The sequence below is a fragment of the Melghirimyces profundicolus genome (genome assembly GCF_003054245.1).
GTDB classification, from domain to species: Bacteria; Bacillota; Bacilli; order Thermoactinomycetales; family DSM-45169; genus Melghirimyces; species Melghirimyces profundicolus.
Genome location: NZ_QBKR01000012.1, coordinates 84925 through 104425, shown reverse-complemented (window position 1 = coordinate 104425; position 19501 = coordinate 84925). Strand labels below are relative to the sequence as shown.

The following is a 19501-nucleotide window of genomic DNA, read 5'->3' as shown; positions in this document are numbered from 1 at the left end:
ATCTCCTTTCTCAAACCAACAATACTAAATGAAGTATAGTTACTATATTTTTGTCAGTATTGTAACCCCCGGCTTTCACTTCGTCAACCGGTTCCCACGGTTTGGGAAAACATTCCGCGGCGCGTCAGCGGTAATTGACAACCACAGTGAAATTCCTCTCATCATGCGGGATCACTTGTTGGATAAACGTATACTCGGCCTCTTTTTTCTTCTCCACCTGTCGGATCACGGCTTCCAATCCTTCGGACAGGCTTTTTTCCTTCACGTCCAATTCGATGAAAATTTGATGATATTCCATGTTTCCGCCTCCGATCTCCGTTCGTTTTCACTATATTGTTTCCTTCCCGGAAAGATGGAAAAACACGATCCCCCAATCCCAGTTTCCGGGGATCCCATATCCAAAAAAGCATCCCCCAAAAGGGATGCTTGGTTCAGGCAAAGCCCAGCCACCGTTTCATTCGTCCCAGGAATTTCCGTTCCTTTTCCAACACCAGGAGAGGAACCACTTCTCCCTGGATTCTTCGGGCGATGTTTCGGTAAGCTTGGGCCGCCAACGATTTTTTATGTAAAACGATGGGTTCCCCCTGATTCCCGGAACGAATCACTTCCTCATCATCCGGTACGACGCCCAAAAGATCAATGGCCAGCACCGAGACCACTTCGTCCACGTCCATCATGCCGCCCTCTCTGACCAGGTGGGGGCGTAACCGGTTGACCACCAGTTTGGGCCGGGATACTTTTTCCTTCTCCAACAAACCCACCACCCGATCCGCATCACGGATGGAGGCGTTCTCGGGAGTGGTGACAACGATCGCCCGGTCGGCCCCGGAAACCGCATTCTTAAACCCCATTTCAATGCCGGCTGGACAATCGATGACCACGCAGTCGAATTTTTCCTTCAACTCCGCGATCAACCATCGGAGCTGCTTGGAGTTGATCGCCGACTTGTCCTTCGTCTGGGCTGCAGGCAACAGGTAAAGAGCTTCGCAACGTTTATCTTTGATCAGCGCCTGTTCGATTTTGCAGTTCTTCTCGATAACGTCCACAATATCGTAAATAATTCGATTCTCCAGCCCCATCAGGACATCCAGGTTCCGAAGGCCAATATCGGTGTCCAACAGACACACCTTTTTCCCGGCCATCGCCAGTGCCGTGCCGATGTTGGCTGAAGTCGTCGATTTGCCGACGCCGCCTTTTCCCGAAGTTACGACGATGGCTTCCCCCACTCTTTACCCTCCTCCCCGTTACAAATCTTCATTTATGCCTTAAAACGGTGGTCTTTCCACTCGTGAATATCCGGACGAATCCGACTGATTTGATGCATCTTGTCCACAGCAATCTGCCCGTTGACAAGATAAGCGAAGTTCATGCCGGAGGTTTCGGATTCATCCCATTCATCGGGCGGGCGGGAGACGACTTCGGCAATCCTCAGTTGGGTCGGATGCAAGCTGGAGGCGGCGATGATCGCCGATTCATCCCCTTCTCCCCCCGCGTGAGCCAAACCCCGGAGCGCTCCCAGTACAAAGATACTGCCGGTGGAACGAACGTTTCCGCCAGGGTTGACATCTCCGAGAAGGAGCAGATCGCCCCGGTGCTCCAACACCTGCCCCGAGCGGACGGTGCCGGCAAGCATCTGGATTCCCCGGTTGTCCACCAGGTACGGTTTGCCGTTGGCCGCTTCAATGGAATGGATGATCAGATTTTTCCGCGCAGAAAACAGTTCGCGCATTTCCTTTTCCTCTTCCCGGGTGATCTGCCGGTTTCCCAGCTTGATCCACACGCGGGTATCGGGTCCGTCCCAGAGGTTGGAAGCATTTTCCAACTTGTACTTCAGCTCGGAGAGAATGGCTGAAAAGGGACGGGATTCATCCAAGAGGAACAGGAGGCCGTCTTTGGTTCCTTTAATGGTCACACCCGGTCTCAACACTTTTCCCATAATCAGTCACCCCGCCTCACTCTAGGTTTTCGGCACACGCCCCGGAAATCCTTCCTCCATGTCGGAGATCCCCCCTTCCGACACGAGTTTTCCCTTCAGTCAAAGAGTTGCACCGAACGGGGGTGAGTACGTCGAATCATCCACCGAACGCCCCGGTAGACCGGATAAGCCACCACGATGTTGATCAGGACAGAAGGGAGAATGTGAAAGATCAAGGCTTCCATCCAGGGCAATTCCGTAATATTGAACAAACGGAACCAACCGAAGCTCAGCAAGAGGTGAAACGCCTGGCAAAGACCGGTCGCGAGGAGGGCGACGCCCGGTCCGGAAAAAAACTGACGGGAGATCAGTCCCGCCGTGTATCCAGTCGCCGCCGTGCTGAAGGCATAGATCCCCACAGCCTGCCCATATACCACATCATGGAGCAAACCGAAACAAAGACCGAACCTCAACCCGGATTTCCGTCCACGGTAGAGAGAAAGAATAATGACTCCGCTGGCCACCAGCTGGGGGATCCAAACCACCGGAAGCCCCCAGGCCTGGGGAGCCAGTTCCTGCAACACGGTTCCTTCCAACAAAAAAAGAAAGGAGAGGAAACCGGTAAGCAACCAGACCGCCACTTAATCCACTCCGTTTCCTTCACCTTCTGAATTCAATTTCTTCCGGTGTTCCTTCAGCTTGATTTTTGCAGGATCGCGGACCACCATCACATAATGCAGTCGTTCAAAACGGGCCGCCGGTTTCACATAGACCATGCGGTCCACCCCGAAATCCCCCCGCTTCACTTCATCCACGGTTCCGATGAGAAGATCGCCCGGGAAAATATCGGACAAGCCCGAGGTCACCACCAACTGTCCCTTTTTCAATTTGGCTCCGGAAGGAATTTTTTTCAACAACAGCCGTTTTTTCTTTGCATCATACCCTTCCAAAAGGCCAAAAATTTCTTCGTCACCCGTCCGGACATGGGCGGCGATTCCCGGAGCACTCCCTGAATCGGTCAGGAGCTGTACATCCGCCATATGATCCGTTGCCGCCGAGATGCGGCCGATCAGACCCTCGTCCGTTACCACCGGCATATCCGTCCGGATCCCGTCCACTTTGCCCCGGTCGATCACCACGCGGTCATTCCACCGGTCGGGGCTCCGTGAGACGGTCCGGGCCGTGATCACGTTCTTTTTGTCCCGCTCGATGTAACCGGCGGCTTCTTTCAGACGGCGGTTTTCCTGTTTCAGGCGTTTCACTTCCGCTTTCAGCCGGAGAACGTTTTCGGGGCCGGCATCACTCCCGTTCACTGCCGCCGTATCCCCGTCAAACCAGCCCGCCACCAAGCGGGTGGGACCCTGGATCCAGCCGCTCAACCATGCATGGGTGTTTTTCACTCCGGCTTCCACCCATGTCACCTCTTCCCGCTCCCCGCGGGTCATCCCGACGGAGACCGTCAGCAGGATGACCGACAACAAGATCACAAAAAGACGACGGTTGGCAAACAATCGGGAAATCAACGGCCCCACCCTTTATGGCCGGCTCCCAAACCGGGAAGAGGTGATTCCGGCTCCGGAAGTGAAAAGGTGGATGTTTTCCAGGGACTGTCCCGTGCCGATCGCGACGCAATCCAGGGCGTTTTCGGCGATCACCACGGGCATCTCCGTCTCGTCGGACAATCGCTGGTCGAGGTTCTTCAGAAGAGCTCCGCCTCCCGTCAGTACGATCCCCCGGTCCATAATATCCGCCGCCAGCTCCGGAGGGGTCTGTTCCAGGGTGAGTTTGACTGCGTCGATAATGGAGTTGATCGTATCATCGAGGGCTTCCGCGACCTCCCGGGACGTGATCTGAATCGTTTTGGGGAGTCCGGAAATAAGATCGCGCCCCCGGATGTCCCGGTTGCTGTCCTCCGCCGATGACGTTGCGGCACCGATCTCCAACTTCAGCGACTCCGCCGTGCGTTCCCCGATCATCAGATTGTACTTCCGCTTGATGTATTGAATAATGGCTTCGTCCATTTCGTCCCCAGCTACGCGAAGGGATTTGGCGGTGACGATTCCCCCGAGGGAAATCACAGCCACCTCCGTCGTACCACCCCCGATGTCCACCACCATACTTCCGGTGGGTTCCCAGACGGGAAGACCGGCTCCGATCGCGGCGGCAAAAGGCTCTTCAATGGTGTAGGCTTCCTTCGCTCCCGCTGCACGGGTCGCCTCCTCCACTGCCCGTTTTTCCACGGCCGTGACTCCCGAAGGAACACAGACCATCACATTGGGGCGGCGGGGGAGGTACACCCGCTGGGTTTGCGCTTTTTTGATGAAATATTCCAACATGGTGGCCGTCGTATTGTAGTCGGCGATCACTCCGTCTTTCATGGGCCGGATGGCCACGATGTTGCCGGGCGTCCGTCCGATCATGCGTTTTGCCTCACTTCCCACCGCTTTAATCTCCTGGCTCCCCGTTTCCAACGCGACGACGGAGGGCTCCCGCACCACGATCCCCTGTCCTTTCAAATAAACAAGGGTGTTGGCAGTACCCAGGTCGATGCCCATGTCCCGGGTGAAACCGCCGAATTTCTGAAAGACCGTCTCCGTTCCCCCGTTGTTTCCTTTACTCCCAAACCAGAATCGCATGGTGACAACTCAGCCCTTTGCTTAAGATTCCTGCATATCGTTGGGTCACACCGGTAAGATTCCTTTTTCTTTCATACTGTAAAATCGGTTATCTCCGATGATGATGTGATCCAGGAGCTCGATGCCGACAATGCGCCCTGCCTCATACAGACGTTCGGTCACGTGAACGTCTTCCCTGCTGGGAGTGGGGTCCCCGCTCGGGTGATTATGTACGCAGACCACGCCGGCGGAGCTCCGTCGAATCGCTTCCCGGAAGACCTCCCGGGGATGCACCACCGAAGAATTGAGACTCCCGACAAAGATGCATTTTTTATCGATTACCCGGTTCTTGGTATTCAAAAACAGACAAAGAAAGTGTTCCTGTGACTGAAATCTCATCTCATCCATGACATAACCCGCGGCATCCCCGGGAGAGCGAATCACGGCCCGCTCCGCCGGAAGCGCACGGCTTACACGGCGGCCCAGCTCAATACCCGCCAGAAGTTGCACCGCCTTCGCAGGTCCGATCCCCTTGATTTGGATGAGCTCATTCAAGGTGGATTCGGCCAACCCCTTCAGGCTTTCCGTTTGTGCCAGGACGCGGCCGGCCAGTTGGAGCACGGACTCCGACGATGTGCCGGTCCGAAGAAGAATGGCGACCAGTTCGGCATTGGAAAGGGAAGAAGGGCCTTCTTTGCACATCCGTTCCCTCGGACGTTCTTCTTCCGGCACATCGCGAAGCATCAACTGTTCCGGTTGAGTCAACACCCTTATGACCTCCCAGATGACCGGCCAATAAGGATCCGCGTGATGTCCCTCCTGGATGCTATCCCTTATTTTCCGGGGCAAATGATGGTTTCAGGACCGGGTACCCCATCTCATTCATCATATCGTACAGAAGGGGAAGCGACATTCCCACCACGTTGGTGTAACAGCCGTCAATCCAATCCACCCACAAAGAGCCGATTCCCTGAAGCCCGTAGGCTCCCGCCTTGTCCATCGGCTCTCCCGTGGAGACGTACCACTCGATCTCTTCCCGGTTCATGTTACGGATCATCACTTCCGTGACGCGATGGTCGATCAGTCGGCGGTTCACCTTGCCCTCCTTCACTTCCACGAGGGCGATCCCCGTACAAACCTGGTGGGCATTCCCCTGCAGCCGTTCGAGTATTCGGATGGCTTCCCGTTCGTCCCCCGGCTTCCCGATAATTTCATCTCCCAGTGCCACCACGGTGTCGGAACCGATCACCAGTGCCTGTTTTTTTGTATGAGCCACCGCCAATGCTTTCTTGGCGGCCAAAATCTCCACCCATTCCCCCGGAGAAGGATCCCCGGGAACATCTTCCGTCACCGAACTGGGATGAACGGAAAAGGAGAGACCCAGATTCTGAAGCATTTGCTTTCGACGGGGGGACCCGGAAGCAAGCACGAGTTCCGGCTGCATGGGAGCCCGACCTCCTTCAATCTGTGCACGATTTTTGTCATATTTCCTCTGTTTTATATCCAGTCGGGTCAGACCGGAAAAAGCTTCAAAACGAAAGAATCGACCCTGGCCCGGGCCCACCCGGACAGCCGCCCCGAACCCGGACGGACAGGATCGGAAAAATTCATGAGATACAAATTCAGTTTAGCAAAATCGACAGGGTGGAACAAGAAAATTCCCCCTTCACCGAAGGGCATCCACAAATTTTTCGTAGGCCAGGGCATACCGGACCAAACCCTCCTGAATTTGCCAAAACGTCGCGGTCCCCGGCTCCTTCTGATAACCCCGGCTGTTTTGGACCACCTGGTCCAATCCCCTGACCATCTGCACGAGGTGGGGTTTGGCCCGGTGAGGAATCACCTTTTCCAATTCCGGTGCGGTTTGGGCAACGTCACTGTAGTTTTGGAACACTTCCTGCCACACCGGCTCCAAGGAAACCGAACCTTGATTCCGCAGCCCTTCGGCGCTTTTTTCACCCATCAGCCGAAACACGTGATGCCCTTTTTTGATCAGCCCGGAGATGTCTTGACGGCTCTTCTCCCGGGAGACACCGGAAAGGGAAAGAGGCTTGTCCGCGATCGCCACTTTCTTCAGCTGGATCTCTTCTCCTTTTTCCTTTAAAAGAGCGGCCACCGTCCGCGCCTCTTTTTCTTCCATGGCGATGCCGCGGTAAATGCGGAAGGGGGACTCTTCCGTGGAGACTGCCGCTCTTCCTTCCGAACGTTTTTTTCTTACGGTTTCCAAAGCCCCGGACCGCTTTTCAAAAGTGCCGCCCTGGATCAAGACGGCCGTAAGCTCGGGGAGCCGGTACCCTTTTTCCTCGCCGGCTTTCTCTTCGCTCTTTTCTTGCCCTTCCTTTCCGATCCCCGACTTTTCCACGTCACTGGGCATCTCCCGCAGATGGGAGTCTATCGTCCGGTTGGAGAAGTCCGCGTCATCGGAAAAGAAAAGTGTCATGGTCACCAGACCCATCAATCCCCCCAGAAGGACCGCCCCCGCAACGGCCGTGATCACAGACCGGATACGGCCTTCTTTTTTCCTTCCCCGCTTTCTCCCGGAGTAGGGACTGCCCCACCCGATCAGCTCCTCATCGCTCTCTTCCCGGACCCACCAGGCGAAAAGGGGCCTCCGGATTCCCGGGTCCCCGGGCGGATTTCCGTGGGGGAAGCCTTTTTCTTTTCCGGCATCCGCTGAAGGCAAAGGTCTTTTCGGCTCGGGGGAGGAGAGCGGTATCGTCTCATTCTTGGTCCGTACATTGATCCGAAGTTTTTCCATCGGGCCATCGTCTCCTTCTTGCAACGGGTACTACCAATCTATGTTTTGATAGATTGAGATAGAACCCGGGAAAAACGACAGGTCCGACAGGCGTGTTGGTTCGGTTTGGCGGATCGTGCTTTGCCACCCGGCCCTTGGCCATCCGGCAAGGAAATGAAATGGGTCCGCTGTGAATCTCAGTCAGGCAGGGGCAAATCCGTTCCATGCTGGCTGATTCTCCGCCGGGCAGGACAGCAAAGTCGCTGAATCACCACGCTTCTAAACCCTTACACCGAGGAGGGAAAAATACCAGACAACCCACTCCCGGCCCCACAGGTAGCCGGAAAGCAGACCGATCGCCAGATGGGGGGCGAAGGGAAGGGGGGTTCGTCCACGAGCTCTGCCCGAAAACAGCAGGAAAAGCGCCCAGAGCCCCCCGGTGCAAAAGGCGACGGCCAACCCCGCGGTCAGACCGGCCCCGCCCAGAGCAAGGCCGGAGGCGGCCACCAGTTTAATGTCCCCTCCCCCCACTCCCCCGCGGAAGATCCGGGAGACCGCCAGCAGAAAAATCCCTCCCGCCAGAGCGGCCACCGGAAACGAAAGCCACTCCCCCACCGTCGCCGCCCGGAACACCAGGAACAACACTGCCGCGGTCACATTGAGCCTGTTCGGGATCCGCCGGCAGCTGAGATCCAGAAAGGCAGCCCCGCCCAGAAAGAGGGTGAGGAGATATCCGAGCACCCGCTCCGCTCCGGTGAAAGGGGAAGTTGTGACCAGAAAAAAACCCGCCCCCGCGTACCCCGCCACCAACCAGCGGTAAACCGATGCGCCCCGACAGCCAACCCCGCTTTTGAGAAACCAACGGCCGGCCCATTCGGGTGTTCTTGACCCGGCCCACCCCCCTGCAATCAATGCCAACCAGTCCATAACCCCTCTCCTGTGTAAAAATATGGTTTACATGCCTCATCATATCCCATTTTTCGACAAAAAGAAAGCATCATCGATTGAGATTACGGTAATGGAAAGGGCCATCAAAGGTTGGACAAGACGGTACAGTCGTACCGGATCTCCTTTTTTATTCGAGCCGAAAATTTGATATAACAAAAGTATATAAGAGTCCGTTATGGGGCCACTTTCAAAGCGAAGTCCACCGGCCGTCCGTCTGTTGACATCGGATTCCCCGGTGGAGGACATGCAGGTACTCCGGGGGCACGCATCCTTCTCTTCCCTCCCCTGCAACCCAGAAGTATTGATTTCATGTTCGTTTCGAGAAAAGGGGAAGCGTTTACCCAAACCAGCGACTTGTGCTCTGTGAGTGCATAGCGAGACCGGGGAGCGCAAGCGACCCCGGCGAGACTTGTGCTCTGTGAGTGCATAGCGAGACCGGGAGTGAAGCGACCCCGGCGAGACTTGTGCTCTGTGAATGCAGCCGGAGCGGCTTTGGGTAAATACTGCCACTCACATTTTCACAACGCTTCCGGAGGGAAGGACCGTTGCTTATGATCTCTCCGGGTGATCTGGACACCGAAGCCCCCCTGGGATAAGATTTCATGTATGTGAGGAACATTCCATCGGAAAGGTGAGGGTCTCTCTGCTGGAAGTGAAAGGATTGACAGGCGGCTATTCCAACCGTCAGCCGGTGATTCACGACCTCTCGTTCACCGTCAAACCCGGGGAAATGGTGGGGTTGATCGGGCTCAACGGAGCCGGTAAGAGCACGACCATCAAACAGATTCTCGGCTTCCTTCGTCCCACAAGCGGGGAAATTCGCTTCAACGGCCGGACGCTGGAGAATGATCCGACTGGTTTTCGCAAACAGTTGGCATACATACCGGAAACCCCCTACCTGTATCCCGAGTTGACCTTGCGGGAACACCTCGAACTGACGGCGATGGCTTACGGCATCCCCGAGGAAGTCCAACGGGAACGGATGGAGCCGCTGTTGGAACGTTTCCATATGAAAAAGAGGATCGACTGGTATCCCGATACATTTTCCAAAGGCATGCGCCAGAAGGTGATGGTGCTTTCCGCCTTTCTGTTGGAGCCTTCTCTCTTGATCGTGGACGAACCTTTCGTCGGTCTGGACCCCTTGGCGATCCACCATCTGCTGGAGAGACTGGTGAAGCTGAAACATCGGGGAACGGGCATCCTCTTGTCCACCCATGTGCTGGCCACGGCGGAAAAATACTGCGACACCTTTGTTCTTCTGAAGGAAGGGCGTATCGCCCTGAAGGGAACATTGGAAGAAATGCGGAGACAAGCCGGACTGTCCGACGCCTCCCTCAATGACATCTTCATCCACGCCGCCGGGGAGGAAGGGACATGAGGCCGATCGAATCCCTTTTTCTTGAGCGAATGAAGCACGCCTGGAAAAAAGGAGGCCGGTATGCGGCCCTGATCGCGAAAGGCCTCCACTTCCTTCCGATTTTCTTGTTGATCTCGCTTTACTTCGGATACAAGTGGCTTCTGGCTGAGTTGCCGGAAGATTTTCCCGTCTCTCTGCTGTTGACCGTCCTGTTCACTTGGACCCTTTCTTCCACCCGGATCCGCACCTATGTCCAAAAAGCTGATCCCGTCTTCCTTTTCCCCGACCTTGACGGTCTCAAAGGCTATTTTCGGCGCAGTCTGATCTACAGCGCCGCCATGCAGTCGTTGAAAATTTGGTTGGTGACGGTGTTTCTCTCCCCGCTCTACCTCACAAGGGTGGGGGAGGTTGCCGGTCTTGGGTCCGCCTGGGCTCTCCTGACCCTCCTGAAAATCTGGAACATCGGGATCGTGTGGCTGGAAATCCACCGGGAGGACCGGCGGGGCGTCCACGCCTTTCTGCGGTGGGGGACCAACGGGTTGATCACATGGTGGCTCTTTTCCGGGCAGTGGTTCGGCTGGCCGCTGGTGATCGGGGGAATCTGGCTGGGTTGGCTTACCCTCCACCACATTCGGTTCCGCTCTCCCCGGCACCTCATTCCCTGGGAGACCCTCATGAGATGGGAAGAGCGGACCGTATCCGCTTACTACCGTTTGGCCAACCAGTTCATCGACGTCCCCCATATCGGGAACGACGTGACACCGCGCCCGGTCTTTTCCCTCTTGTTCCGCCGTCTTCCTTCCCGCCCGGAAAACACTTACCTTTTTCTTTATCTCAGGACCTTTTTCCGATACCGGGAACCCTTTGGGGTCTTTGTCCGGTTGACTCTGGTGACCGCCGTTCTGCTCGCATGTCTGCCCGCTGCAGGGTGGTTCTCGGCGTTCATTCTGTTGACCGGCCTTTACGTGACGGGGATCCAGCTCCCTTGGATCCGCCGAATCCACCGGTACCAGCCTTGGTTCCGCCTCTATCCCCTGCCGGAGAAGCAGAAGCGGACCGACTGCTCCCGGCTGGCCTTTTGGTTGCTTGGTGCCCAGTCCAGCCTGGCGTTGTTGCCCCAATACTGGGCGTGGAACAGCCCCCTTCCGTTCCTTCTCCCCATACTCTTGCTCGGATGGGGAGCCGCCTGGTTCCTGAGTTGGATCTATCTTCCCCGCCGTCTCCACAAACGAAGTTCCCTCCGGTGAGAGAGGGAACTTTTTTATTTCCACACATCCGGGTTCATTCCGTCGTACCACTGATAAACCTCTCCTTTGCGGTTCACTAGCAGCGTTGTGAAAAAGTGAGCGGCTGCATTTACCCAAAGCCGCTCCGGCTGCACTCACAGAGCACAAGTCGCTGGTTTGGGTCAACGCTTCCCCTTTTCTCGAAACGACCATGAAAACACAACGCTTCTAGGAAAACAGAAACGGGGTGATTGATGGTGAGGGGATACTCTTTGGATTTTGGCTCCCGTTTCCGGACGACCCCTTTGAATCCTTTCCGGACGAATTGCCGGATTTTCCTTATCTTGGTTTAGTCCAGTGATCAGGGTCCCGTCCGTCTTGTCGAAAAGACGTCACAAGATCGATACAGATTCAGACGGGAACCATGTTCCAGAATCCGATCTCCCGGAATCCCAACCGCCGGTAAATGGCCCCCGCCCGGGGGTTATCGTAAAAGAGGCACAGGGTTTTCCCTTCCGCCAGAACTTCCCGGCACAGCCTCCCCATCAGGCGGGTGGCCAATCCCCTCCTCCGGTGGGACGGGAGGGTGCCGACTCCCACCACCATCGCGGAAGCGGGGTTTTCGGCCGTGGTGCGGGCCATCGCCACCGCCCGGCCCGCTTCTTCCACCCAATATCCCCGGGAGTCTCCGGATTGGAGCCATTGTCTCAATTCTTCCTCCCGGTACGGCCGGGTAAATTCCCCGATCGCACGGGATAACGCAACCAGGGCGGAAACATCCGGCAATTCCATTCGCCGGATGGAGAGAGTTCCGCTCTGTGCAGGCTCGGTCAGTTTTTTTGGATCGGTCAGTTCGGCAAAATGGGTGTGTCGCATGCGGTCCCACCGAAACGGCAGTCCCGATACCTTTCGAAAGCGTTCAATCACCCGGTCGATCCCGTGGATCATTTCGACCTTCTTTCCCTCCCGGATCACCGAAGCGAACCCTTCCACATCGAAATCTCCCGCCGCGCAGGGGATCCAGTTGCCGTGGTACCGAAGCAGCACCGCCCTTAGACGCTCTGTTCCGTCAAAGTCTCCCCACAACTCCTGAAAATCCGTTTTGAAGCCAAAATTGTAAATATCCCCGATGATAAACAAGTTGAGACTGCTCTCTCTTTCCAGAAACGAAAGCGTCCGTTCCCTGTCCGCTTCGGTCAGCCGGCGAACTCCCATTCCCTTGCCCTCCTTTTGGAGAATTAAAATGATTATAGCGGCGTGGATTGCGATTGACAAGAAAAACCGCCGACCTTCCGGTCGGCGGTTGTCTTCTTTCCCGTTTATTTCGTTTCTGCGGAACCGAACCCTTTCGTTTTGGTGATGGGCTTTTCTTCCCTCAGGGATTTCATCAGGGAGACGGCCATCCCGATCAGGACGAAGGTAAAGGGGAAAGCGGCGATGATCGATGCGGTCTGAAGTCCTTGCAAACCGCCGGCCCAGAGCAACACCGCCGCGGAGGCCGCCTGGATGACCCCCCAGGTCAGCTTGACAGACTGGGGCGGGTTAAGGCTGCCGTTGGTCGTCTGCATTCCCAGCACGAAGGTGGCCGAATCAGCGGAAGTGATGAAGAAGGTGCTGATCAGAAGGATGGCGATCACGGAAAGAACCGTTCCGAGAGGAACCGACTCAAGCAGTTTGAAGAGCGCGATTTCCGCACCCTGGTTGTTTATCACATCCACGATTCCGGCCTTGTCGAACATCTCCGCGTAAATACCGGAACCTCCCAGAACCGAGAACCAGAGAGCGCTGAAGATGGTGGGAACGGCCAGAACGCCCAGTACGAATTCACGGATGGTGCGACCGCGGGAAACGCGGGCGATGAAAGTTCCGACAAAGGGTGCCCAGGAGATCCACCAAGCCCAGTAGAAAACGGTCCAGCTTTGAGTCCACTCGGCTTGCTTGGAGCTTTCGAAGGGGTTGAGATTGAGGCTCATACGGGGCAGTTCCTGCACATAATTGCCCAATGTGGTGGTGAAGAAATCCATGATAAATTTGGTCGGCCCGGAAAACAGGAGGAAAAACATCAGGGCGACCGCCAGGGTGATATTGATGTTACTCAGATATTTAATTCCTTTGTTCAGTCCGGACCAAGCTGAAGCCATGAAGAGAACGGTCACCACGATGATGATGATCAGTTGCGTCGTGAAATTGTTTTGGATCCCTTCCATCAGAAAGGAGAGCCCGCCGGAAATCTGGGCCGCCCCGAAGCCGAGAGAGGTGGCCACACCGAAAATGGTGGCGAAGACCGCGAGAATGTCAATCGTTTTTCCGATCGGTCCCTTGACTTTATCTCCCAACAGCGGGTAGAAGGTGGCACTGATCACCCCGGGGGCTTCCTTCCGGAATTTAAAGTAGGCCAGAGCGAGCGCGATCAGCGTGTAAATGGCCCAAGGATGCAAACCCCAGTGGAACAGGGAATATTGCATGGCGTTTTTGGCGGCTTCCCGTGTGCCGGCATCCCCGGTGGGAGGGGCGGAAAAGTGGCTCAGGGGCTCGGCCACGCCCCAGAAAACGAGGCCGATCCCCATCCCGGCGCTGAACAACATGGCAAACCAAGTGATGTAACTGTATTCGGGTTCCTCGTTGTCTTTACCCAGCCGGATATTCCCGAGGCGGGTAAAAATCAGGCTAAGAACAAACACCAAGAAACCGGTGGCCGATAAGAGATAGAACCAACCGAACTTATCCTGAATCAGCGCCTGTACATTCCCGGTGGCGGTGGCCGCCTGTTCCGGCATCACCGACCCCCAAAGGATAAACAATATCGCGATTAGGACAGATATTCCAAATACCGCTTTGGAAACCTTTTTCACATTAACCCACCTTTGACTTGGATTTCAGCATTAATTTCATTCCCGTTCCCCATAAAAGTAAACCTGTCGTGTCAACCCAACCTGATACATGGATTAGTATGCTTCATTCATCCCCGAACCTTTCACCGTGGACACCACGGTTAAGCAGATTAGTGGAAAGTCAAAAAAATGTCAATGGAAAAAACAAACACCCCCGGCTGCGGGAGGCGTTTGTTCGCAGGACAGATCCATTATTTCATTTTTTCTTTTTGCCGGGCTTTCAGAGCCGGTACCAGATTGTGTGCTACGCGCCAGATGTCTCCCGCTCCCATGGTGAGAACCAGATCTCCGGGGCATGCCCTTTCCAGGAGATATGTTTCCACATCCTCTTTGGTGGCACGGTAGACGGTATTCGGGTTGCTGTTTTCCCGAACCATCCGGGCGAGTCGTTCCGATGTGACCCCATCGATGGGAGCTTCTCCCGGCGGGGAATAAATATCGGTAAGGATCAATTCATCCACTCCCCCGAAGGCGCGGCTGAACTCTTCCATCAGCAGATGAGTTCTTGAATAGCGCTGGGGTTGAAAAACGGCCAGAATCCGGCGGTTCATCGCTTTCAGCCCCTCCACGGTCGTCCGGATCTCCGTGGGGTGATGGGCGTAATCGTCCACCACCAGAATCTCTTCCACTTCCCCGATTACCTGAAACCGGCGCTTGGCCCCCCGGAAACGGGAAAGGCCCTCCGCCACCTGTTCGAAGGTAAGGCCCGCCTCCATACAAACGACAACCGCCGCCAGGGCATTGGCTACGTTATGGCGGCCCGGAACATGAATCGTCACTTCTCCGAGGGGGGTGCCGTGATGATTGACCGTAAACCGGGTACGGTTCAGGACCTGACGGATGTCCGTGGCGGTGTAGTCCGCTTCGGATTCGAGAGCATACGTGATCACCCGTGCTTCGCTTTCCTCGCCAATTTCCCGCAGATAGGGATCGTCCCACCCCAGGACGGCCACTCCGTCTTTCTTGACCTGGCTGAGGAACTGACGGTAAGCGCCTTTCAGCTTCTCAAAGCTCCCGTCATAATTTTCCAGGTGGTCCGGCTCCACATTGGTGACCACGGCGATATGGGGAAAGTACTCCAGGAAAGTACCGTCGCTCTCGTCCGCTTCCGCCACGACAAAAGGGCTGCTCCCCGCCTTGGCGTTGCTGCCCAGGCTGACCACTTCCCCCCCGATGACATAGGTGGGATCCGCACCGCTTTCCTCCATCGTTTGGGCGATCATGGAGGAAGTGGTGGTCTTGCCGTGGGCACCCGCCACTGCGATCCCTTGTTTGTGATTCAAGAGGTCAGCCAGCATCCGGGAGCGGTGGAAGACCGGAATTCCCTTTGCCCGGGCGGCCACCAGCTCCACATTGTCATCGGGAATGCTGGAGGAATAAACCACGCGGTCCGCTCCTTCGACCAGAACGGACTGGTGGCCGATATGGATTTCCGCCCCCAAGGCTGCCAACCGTTGCGTCAATTTGTTTTCTGCCACGTCGGAACCCGTCACCCGGTACCCCGATTCCAGGAGAACACGGGCGATCGCGCTCATTCCGTAGCCGCCGATTCCGATAAAGTGAACATGTTCCTTCGGATTCAACCCACTCACCCACCCTCAAAAACTTATTCCGACTCTATAATCTTTCTGATTTCGGAAACCAGGAACAAAGTACCGGTCACCAGGATACAATCGTGATCCCCCGCTTCGTTCCGGGCTTTCGCCAATGCTTCTTCCGCGCGGGGCACGCATTCGATCTCAAGATCGGGTTGGAGGCCGGCCGCCTTTTTCTGAAGGCGGTGGGGATCCAGCCCCCTCGGATTGGAAACGCCCGTCACCGTCACCCGATCCGCCAAAGGGAGAAGGGGAGCCAAAATCGATTCGGCATCCTTGTCCTCCAAAACCCCCACCAACAGATGAAGGCGCTCATAACGGAGATCCTGAAGGGCACAGGCCAGCGCCTTCGCCCCTTCCGCATTATGGGCTCCGTCCAGAACGATTTTCGGACGTCCTGAAACCTGTTCCAGACGTCCGGGCCAGATCACACCCTCCATCCCCTCCCGAATCTCTTCCTCATCGAGGACGGTGGCATAATACTGGCGAAGGACCTCCAGGGTCATCAGAGCGACCGCCCCGTTTTTCATCTGATGGGCTCCCCGCAGTGGAAGGTTCACCCGATCCAAGCGCCGAAAAGGACCGTTAAAGGCAAAGGAAATTCCCTCCTCTCCCGAAGAGAGGAGTTTGGAATCAAACTCATGGCCGATACGGTAGAGCTTGCAATTCTTCTCCTTGGCGCCGGCTTCGATGACCGTAAGCGCCTCAATCGCTTCACAACCGGTCACCGCCGGCACTCCCGGTTTAAGGATTCCCGCTTTCTCAGCCGCGATTTGGGAGAGACGCTCCCCTAATATATGAGTATGGTCATGGCCCACATTGGTGATGACCGAAACCAAGGGATAGACCACATTGGTGGAATCCAGGCGGCCACCCAGCCCCGTTTCCCATACGACGAACCAGGGAACCGCCTCCTTGGCGAAATACAGGATGGCCACCAGGGTCCAAAATTCAAAAGGCGTCACCCGGCCGTAACCTTCCGTCTCCATTTCATCCACCAGAGGAGCCAACCGGCCCGCCCACCGCACAAATGATTCTTCGAAAATGGGTTCCCCGTCCATGGTGATCCGCTCGTTCCAGTCGAGAAGATAGGGAGACGTAAACATCCCCGTGGGATATCCCGCCTTTTGCAACACGGATGCCACCATGGCCCCCGTGGACCCCTTCCCGTTGGTTCCGGCGATATGGATGGTTTTCAGTCTGCGTTCCGGATGGTCCAGGCGATCCAGGATCCATTCCATCCGTTCCAGTCCCGGACGAATCCCCCGGGCACACCCCGTTTCCATCCAGTCAAAAACCTCTTCCGCTGTGGAGAACAACGAACCCTCTGCCATTTTTGTTTCGTCCTTTCCTGTCTTCAAATCCTTGTCAGGGGAAAAGGTCGAAAGGGGACGGTCACTCCCCTTTCAATTCCTTCAACCGTTGAAGCACCTTTTCCCGTTTTTCCCGATATTCCCTTCCTTTCTCGCGCTCTTCTTCCACGACATGGGCGGGGGCCTTGTTGACGAACCCTTCGTTGGCCAATTTTTTCTCCACCCGCTCCACTTCTTTATCCAGCTTTTTCTTCTCTCCTTCCAGTCTGGCGAGGGTCTGATCAATATCGATCAGACCTTCCAGGGGAAGGAAAATCTCCGCTCCGGTGACCACGGCGGTCATGGCACGTTGGGGCCGGCTGACCGCACGGTCCGCCTGCAGGCGGCCGACGCCGCACAGCCGACGGATCGCCGCTTCATTGTTCCGGAATACGGAAAGGGTCTCCCCCTCGGCCCGAATCAACAGATCCACCTGTTTTTTGGGCGAAAGGTCCATTTCGGCACGAATGTTTCGGACCGAACGGATGGTTTCAATCAAGATCTCCATCTCACGGACCGCTTCCGGTGCTTCAAAGCCGGGCCGCTTCCGGGGCCAGTCCGCCACGGTGATGCTGTCTCCTTCCACCGGAAGATGCTGCCAGATCTCTTCGGTGATAAAGGGCATGAAGGGATGCAGCAGCCGGAGAGAGTGGTCCAGTACATGGGACAGCACCGAGCGGGTGGAACGCTTGGCTGATTCATCATCGCCGTAGAGGGGAAGTTTGGCGAATTCGATGTACCAATCGCACAGTTCATCCCAGATGAAACGGTAAAGGGTCTGCCCCGCGTCCCCCAAGTCATACCGCTCAAGACTCTCACTCACCCGTTCCACCGTCTCGTTCAGACGGTGCAGAATCCAACGGTCTGCCGTGGAGAGAGGGCCTTTAAGGGAGAGATCTTCCGCTTTCACATTCTGCAGGTGCATCAGTGCAAACCGGGAAGCGTTCCAGATTTTGTTGGCGAAGTTGCGGGCCGCTTCCACCCGCTCCCAGCGGAAACGCTGATCGTTTCCGGGTGTGTAGCCGGTCGACAGCATGAACCGCATCGCATCGGCCCCGTACTTTTCGATCACGTCCATCGGATCGACGCCGTTCCCCAAGGATTTGGACATTTTGCGACCTTCGGCATCCCGTACAAGACCGGTGATCAGGACATCCTTGAAGGGTTTCTCCCCGGTGAATTCGAGAGCCGTGAAGATCATCCGGGCCACCCAGAAGTAGATGATGTCGTAGCCGGTGACCAGCACGTCCGTCGGGTAGTAGCGCTTCAGGTCCTCCGTATCCGCGGGCCAACCCAGAGTGGAGAAGGGCCATAGACCGGAACTGAACCAAGTGTCCAGCACATCCTCGTCCTGCTCCAGCTTTTCGCTTCCACATTTCGGGCACCGGGTGGGATCCTCCATCTCCACGATGGTTTCGCCACAATCGCCGCAATACCAGGCCGGGATGCGGTGACCCCACCACAGCTGACGGGAAATGCACCAGTCCCGGATGTTTTCGATCCAGTGAAGATAAATTTTTTCGAACCGTTCCGGGACAAAGCGAACCCCTTCCCCGGACCGGGTATCCCGGATGGCCTGTTCGGCGAGGGGTTTCATCCGCACAAACCACTGAGTGGAAAGATAAGGCTCCACCACCGCGCCGGAACGCTCGCTGTGTCCGACGGAATGGACATGCTCCTCGATTTCCGTCAGCACCCCCGCTTCCCGGAGATCCTCCACAATCCTTTTGCGGCATTCAAACCGGTCCAGTCCTTGATACGGGCCGGCCTGTTCATTCATGGTGCCGGTCTCATCCATCACCAGAATCTGGGGGAGGTCGTGGCGCAAGCCGATTTCAAAGTCGTTGGGATCGTGGGCCGGGGTGATCTTCACGGCTCCGCTTCCGAATTCGGGATCGACATGAGGGTCGGCCACGATCGGAATCTCGCGGTTGATCACCGGCAGAATGACGGTTTTTCCGACCAGATCCCGATACCGTTCGTCATCGGGATGAACGGCCACGCCGGTGTCCCCGAGCATGGTTTCCGGACGGGTCGTCGCCACGCGGATGTGACCGCTGCCGTCTTTCAGGGGATAATTCATGTGATACAGATGACCCTGAACCTCTTTGTGGATCACCTCGATGTCCGAAAGGGCTGTCCGCGTGGCGGGATCCCAGTTAATGATGTATTTGCCCCGGTAGATGAGGCCTTTCTTGTACAGTCGCACAAACACTTCCCGGACCGCACGGGACAGACCTTCGTCCATGGTGAAACGCTCCCGGGAATAATCCAGGGACAGGCCCATCTTACGCCACTGGTCGCGGATGATTCCCGCGTAATGCTCTTTCCAGTCCCACACCTTCTCCAGGAATTTTTCACGCCCCAGCTCATGACGGCTGACGCCCTCTTCCCGAAGACGCGCTTCCACCCGGGCCTGGGTGGCGATTCCGGCGTGATCCATCCCCGGTAACCACAGAGCATCGTACCCCTGCATTCGTTTGGACCGGATCAAAATATCCTGTAAGGTCATGTTGAGTGCATGGCCGATGTGAAGGTTTCCCGTCACGTTGGGCGGCGGGATCACGATGGTGAAAGGTTTCTTATCCGGTTGGTCTCCAGCCCGAAAAAAGCCTCCCTTCAACCAGTAATCGTACCATTTGCCTTCCGCCTCTTTCGGATCGTAGGCGGTGGGCAGGTTGGATTGTTGCTCCACCATATGAACCCCCTCGTTTCTTCCAAAATAAAAAAACTCCTTTATCCCAAAGGACGGAAGGAGTTCCGCGGTACCACCTTTATTCACCGGCACAAACCGCCGGTGCGCTCGTCACCCGTAACGCGGGCGAACGGCCTGCCTTACTGACCGTGATTCAGGCAGGCGGCTCG

At 56.2% G+C, this 19501-nt stretch carries 17 protein-coding genes and 1 other annotated feature (1 of these 18 cut by a window edge); of the genes, 2 read left to right on the top strand and 15 right to left on the bottom strand.

Annotation, left to right across the window (positions count from 1 at the left end):
• Window positions 1-124: 124 nt before the first annotated feature.
• The 10 genes from C8P63_RS19110 to C8P63_RS09915 all read right to left on the bottom strand — a co-directional run bounded on the left by C8P63_RS19110 (window position 125) and on the right by C8P63_RS09915 (window position 8194).
• On the bottom strand, window positions 125-298 hold the full coding sequence (locus C8P63_RS19110) for a hypothetical protein (RefSeq protein ID WP_170109595.1): 174 nt from the start codon (window positions 296-298) through the stop codon (window positions 125-127).
• A gap of 133 nt (window positions 299-431) precedes the next feature.
• Complete coding sequence (gene minD, locus C8P63_RS09955) at window positions 432-1226, bottom strand: septum site-determining protein MinD (RefSeq protein WP_108023722.1); 795 nt, start codon at window positions 1224-1226, stop codon at window positions 432-434.
• A 32-nt stretch (window positions 1227-1258) separates the two neighbouring features.
• Window positions 1259-1936: a septum site-determining protein MinC gene (locus tag C8P63_RS09950; protein WP_108023720.1), complete on the bottom strand. Its 678-nt coding sequence runs from the start codon at window positions 1934-1936 to the stop codon at window positions 1259-1261.
• A gap of 95 nt (window positions 1937-2031) precedes the next feature.
• Window positions 2032-2556 carry a rod shape-determining protein MreD gene (gene mreD, locus C8P63_RS09945; protein WP_108023718.1) on the bottom strand — a complete coding sequence of 175 codons (525 nt, stop codon included), beginning with the start codon at window positions 2554-2556 and terminating at the stop codon, window positions 2032-2034.
• On the bottom strand, window positions 2557-3438 hold the full coding sequence (mreC, locus tag C8P63_RS09940) for a rod shape-determining protein MreC (protein WP_108023716.1): 882 nt from the start codon (window positions 3436-3438) through the stop codon (window positions 2557-2559).
• A gap of 12 nt (window positions 3439-3450) precedes the next feature.
• The gene (locus C8P63_RS09935) at window positions 3451-4551 is read right to left on the bottom strand and encodes a rod shape-determining protein (RefSeq protein WP_108023714.1); all 1101 of its coding nucleotides are present in this window, start codon (window positions 4549-4551) and stop codon (window positions 3451-3453) included.
• 45 nt (window positions 4552-4596) lie between these two features.
• On the bottom strand, window positions 4597-5274 hold the full coding sequence (gene radC / locus C8P63_RS09930; protein ID WP_108023750.1) for a RadC family protein: 678 nt from the start codon (window positions 5272-5274) through the stop codon (window positions 4597-4599).
• Window positions 5275-5356: 82 nt separating this feature from the next.
• The gene (locus tag C8P63_RS09925) at window positions 5357-5974 is read right to left on the bottom strand and encodes a Maf family protein (protein ID WP_108023711.1); all 618 of its coding nucleotides are present in this window, start codon (window positions 5972-5974) and stop codon (window positions 5357-5359) included.
• Window positions 5975-6196: 222 nt separating this feature from the next.
• Entirely contained in the window at window positions 6197-7288 is a 1092-nt protein-coding gene (locus C8P63_RS09920) for a hypothetical protein (RefSeq protein ID WP_108023709.1), read from the bottom strand.
• A 258-nt stretch (window positions 7289-7546) separates the two neighbouring features.
• Complete coding sequence (locus tag C8P63_RS09915; RefSeq protein ID WP_108023708.1) at window positions 7547-8194, bottom strand: prepilin peptidase; 648 nt, start codon at window positions 8192-8194, stop codon at window positions 7547-7549.
• A 652-nt stretch (window positions 8195-8846) separates the two neighbouring features.
• Here C8P63_RS09915 and C8P63_RS09905 point away from each other — a divergent pair.
• Together C8P63_RS09905 and C8P63_RS09900 are read left to right on the top strand one after the other, a co-directional pair.
• Window positions 8847-9593: an ABC transporter ATP-binding protein gene (locus C8P63_RS09905; protein ID WP_108023704.1), complete on the top strand. Its 747-nt coding sequence runs from the start codon at window positions 8847-8849 to the stop codon at window positions 9591-9593.
• Window positions 9590-10819, top strand: coding sequence for an ABC transporter permease (locus C8P63_RS09900; RefSeq protein ID WP_108023701.1), 1230 nt, complete (start codon window positions 9590-9592; stop codon window positions 10817-10819). Before C8P63_RS09905 ends, C8P63_RS09900 begins: the two co-directional genes overlap by 4 nt.
• Window positions 10820-11209: 390 nt before the next feature.
• On the opposite strand, the gene C8P63_RS09895 is transcribed toward C8P63_RS09900, so the two are convergent.
• The 5 genes from C8P63_RS09895 to C8P63_RS09875 form a co-directional block, all read right to left on the bottom strand.
• Window positions 11210-12013 carry a GNAT family N-acetyltransferase gene (locus C8P63_RS09895; protein WP_108023699.1) on the bottom strand — a complete coding sequence of 268 codons (804 nt, stop codon included), beginning with the start codon at window positions 12011-12013 and terminating at the stop codon, window positions 11210-11212.
• A gap of 104 nt (window positions 12014-12117) precedes the next feature.
• Entirely contained in the window at window positions 12118-13650 is a 1533-nt protein-coding gene (locus C8P63_RS09890) for a glycine betaine uptake BCCT transporter (RefSeq protein ID WP_108023697.1), read from the bottom strand.
• A gap of 230 nt (window positions 13651-13880) precedes the next feature.
• On the bottom strand, window positions 13881-15272 hold the full coding sequence (gene murC, locus C8P63_RS09885) for a UDP-N-acetylmuramate--L-alanine ligase (RefSeq protein WP_108023695.1): 1392 nt from the start codon (window positions 15270-15272) through the stop codon (window positions 13881-13883).
• Between the two features lie 23 nt (window positions 15273-15295).
• Window positions 15296-16618 carry a bifunctional folylpolyglutamate synthase/dihydrofolate synthase gene (locus C8P63_RS09880; RefSeq protein ID WP_108023693.1) on the bottom strand — a complete coding sequence of 441 codons (1323 nt, stop codon included), beginning with the start codon at window positions 16616-16618 and terminating at the stop codon, window positions 15296-15298.
• 61 nt (window positions 16619-16679) lie between these two features.
• Window positions 16680-19334, bottom strand: coding sequence for a valine--tRNA ligase (locus tag C8P63_RS09875; RefSeq protein ID WP_108023691.1), 2655 nt, complete (start codon window positions 19332-19334; stop codon window positions 16680-16682).
• 43 nt (window positions 19335-19377) lie between these two features.
• Window positions 19378-19501, bottom strand: a binding site (T-box leader); it runs 98 nt beyond the window's last position.

Bases quoted from the DNA above. Each gene is read 5' to 3' on its own strand.
- C8P63_RS09895 (WP_108023699.1), bottom strand. From the start codon at position 12,013: ATGGGAGTTCGCCGGCTGACCGAAGCGGACAGGGAACGGACGCTTTCG.
- C8P63_RS09880 (WP_108023693.1), bottom strand. From the start codon at position 16,618: ATGGCAGAGGGTTCGTTGTTCTCCACAGCGGAAGAGGTTTTTGACTGG.
- C8P63_RS09920 (WP_108023709.1), bottom strand. From the start codon at position 7,288: ATGGAAAAACTTCGGATCAATGTACGGACCAAGAATGAGACGATACCG.
- C8P63_RS09950 (WP_108023720.1), bottom strand. From the start codon at position 1,936: ATGGGAAAAGTGTTGAGACCGGGTGTGACCATTAAAGGAACCAAAGAC.
- C8P63_RS09900 (WP_108023701.1), top strand. From the start codon at position 9,590: ATGAGGCCGATCGAATCCCTTTTTCTTGAGCGAATGAAGCACGCCTGG.
- C8P63_RS09875 (WP_108023691.1), bottom strand. From the start codon at position 19,334: ATGGTGGAGCAACAATCCAACCTGCCCACCGCCTACGATCCGAAAGAG.
- C8P63_RS09915 (WP_108023708.1), bottom strand. From the start codon at position 8,194: ATGGACTGGTTGGCATTGATTGCAGGGGGGTGGGCCGGGTCAAGAACA.
- C8P63_RS09925 (WP_108023711.1), bottom strand. From the start codon at position 5,974: ATGCAGCCGGAACTCGTGCTTGCTTCCGGGTCCCCCCGTCGAAAGCAA.
- radC (WP_108023750.1), bottom strand. From the start codon at position 5,274: ATGCTTCGCGATGTGCCGGAAGAAGAACGTCCGAGGGAACGGATGTGC.
- C8P63_RS09935 (WP_108023714.1), bottom strand. From the start codon at position 4,551: ATGCGATTCTGGTTTGGGAGTAAAGGAAACAACGGGGGAACGGAGACG.
- C8P63_RS19110 (WP_170109595.1), bottom strand. From the start codon at position 298: ATGGAATATCATCAAATTTTCATCGAATTGGACGTGAAGGAAAAAAGC.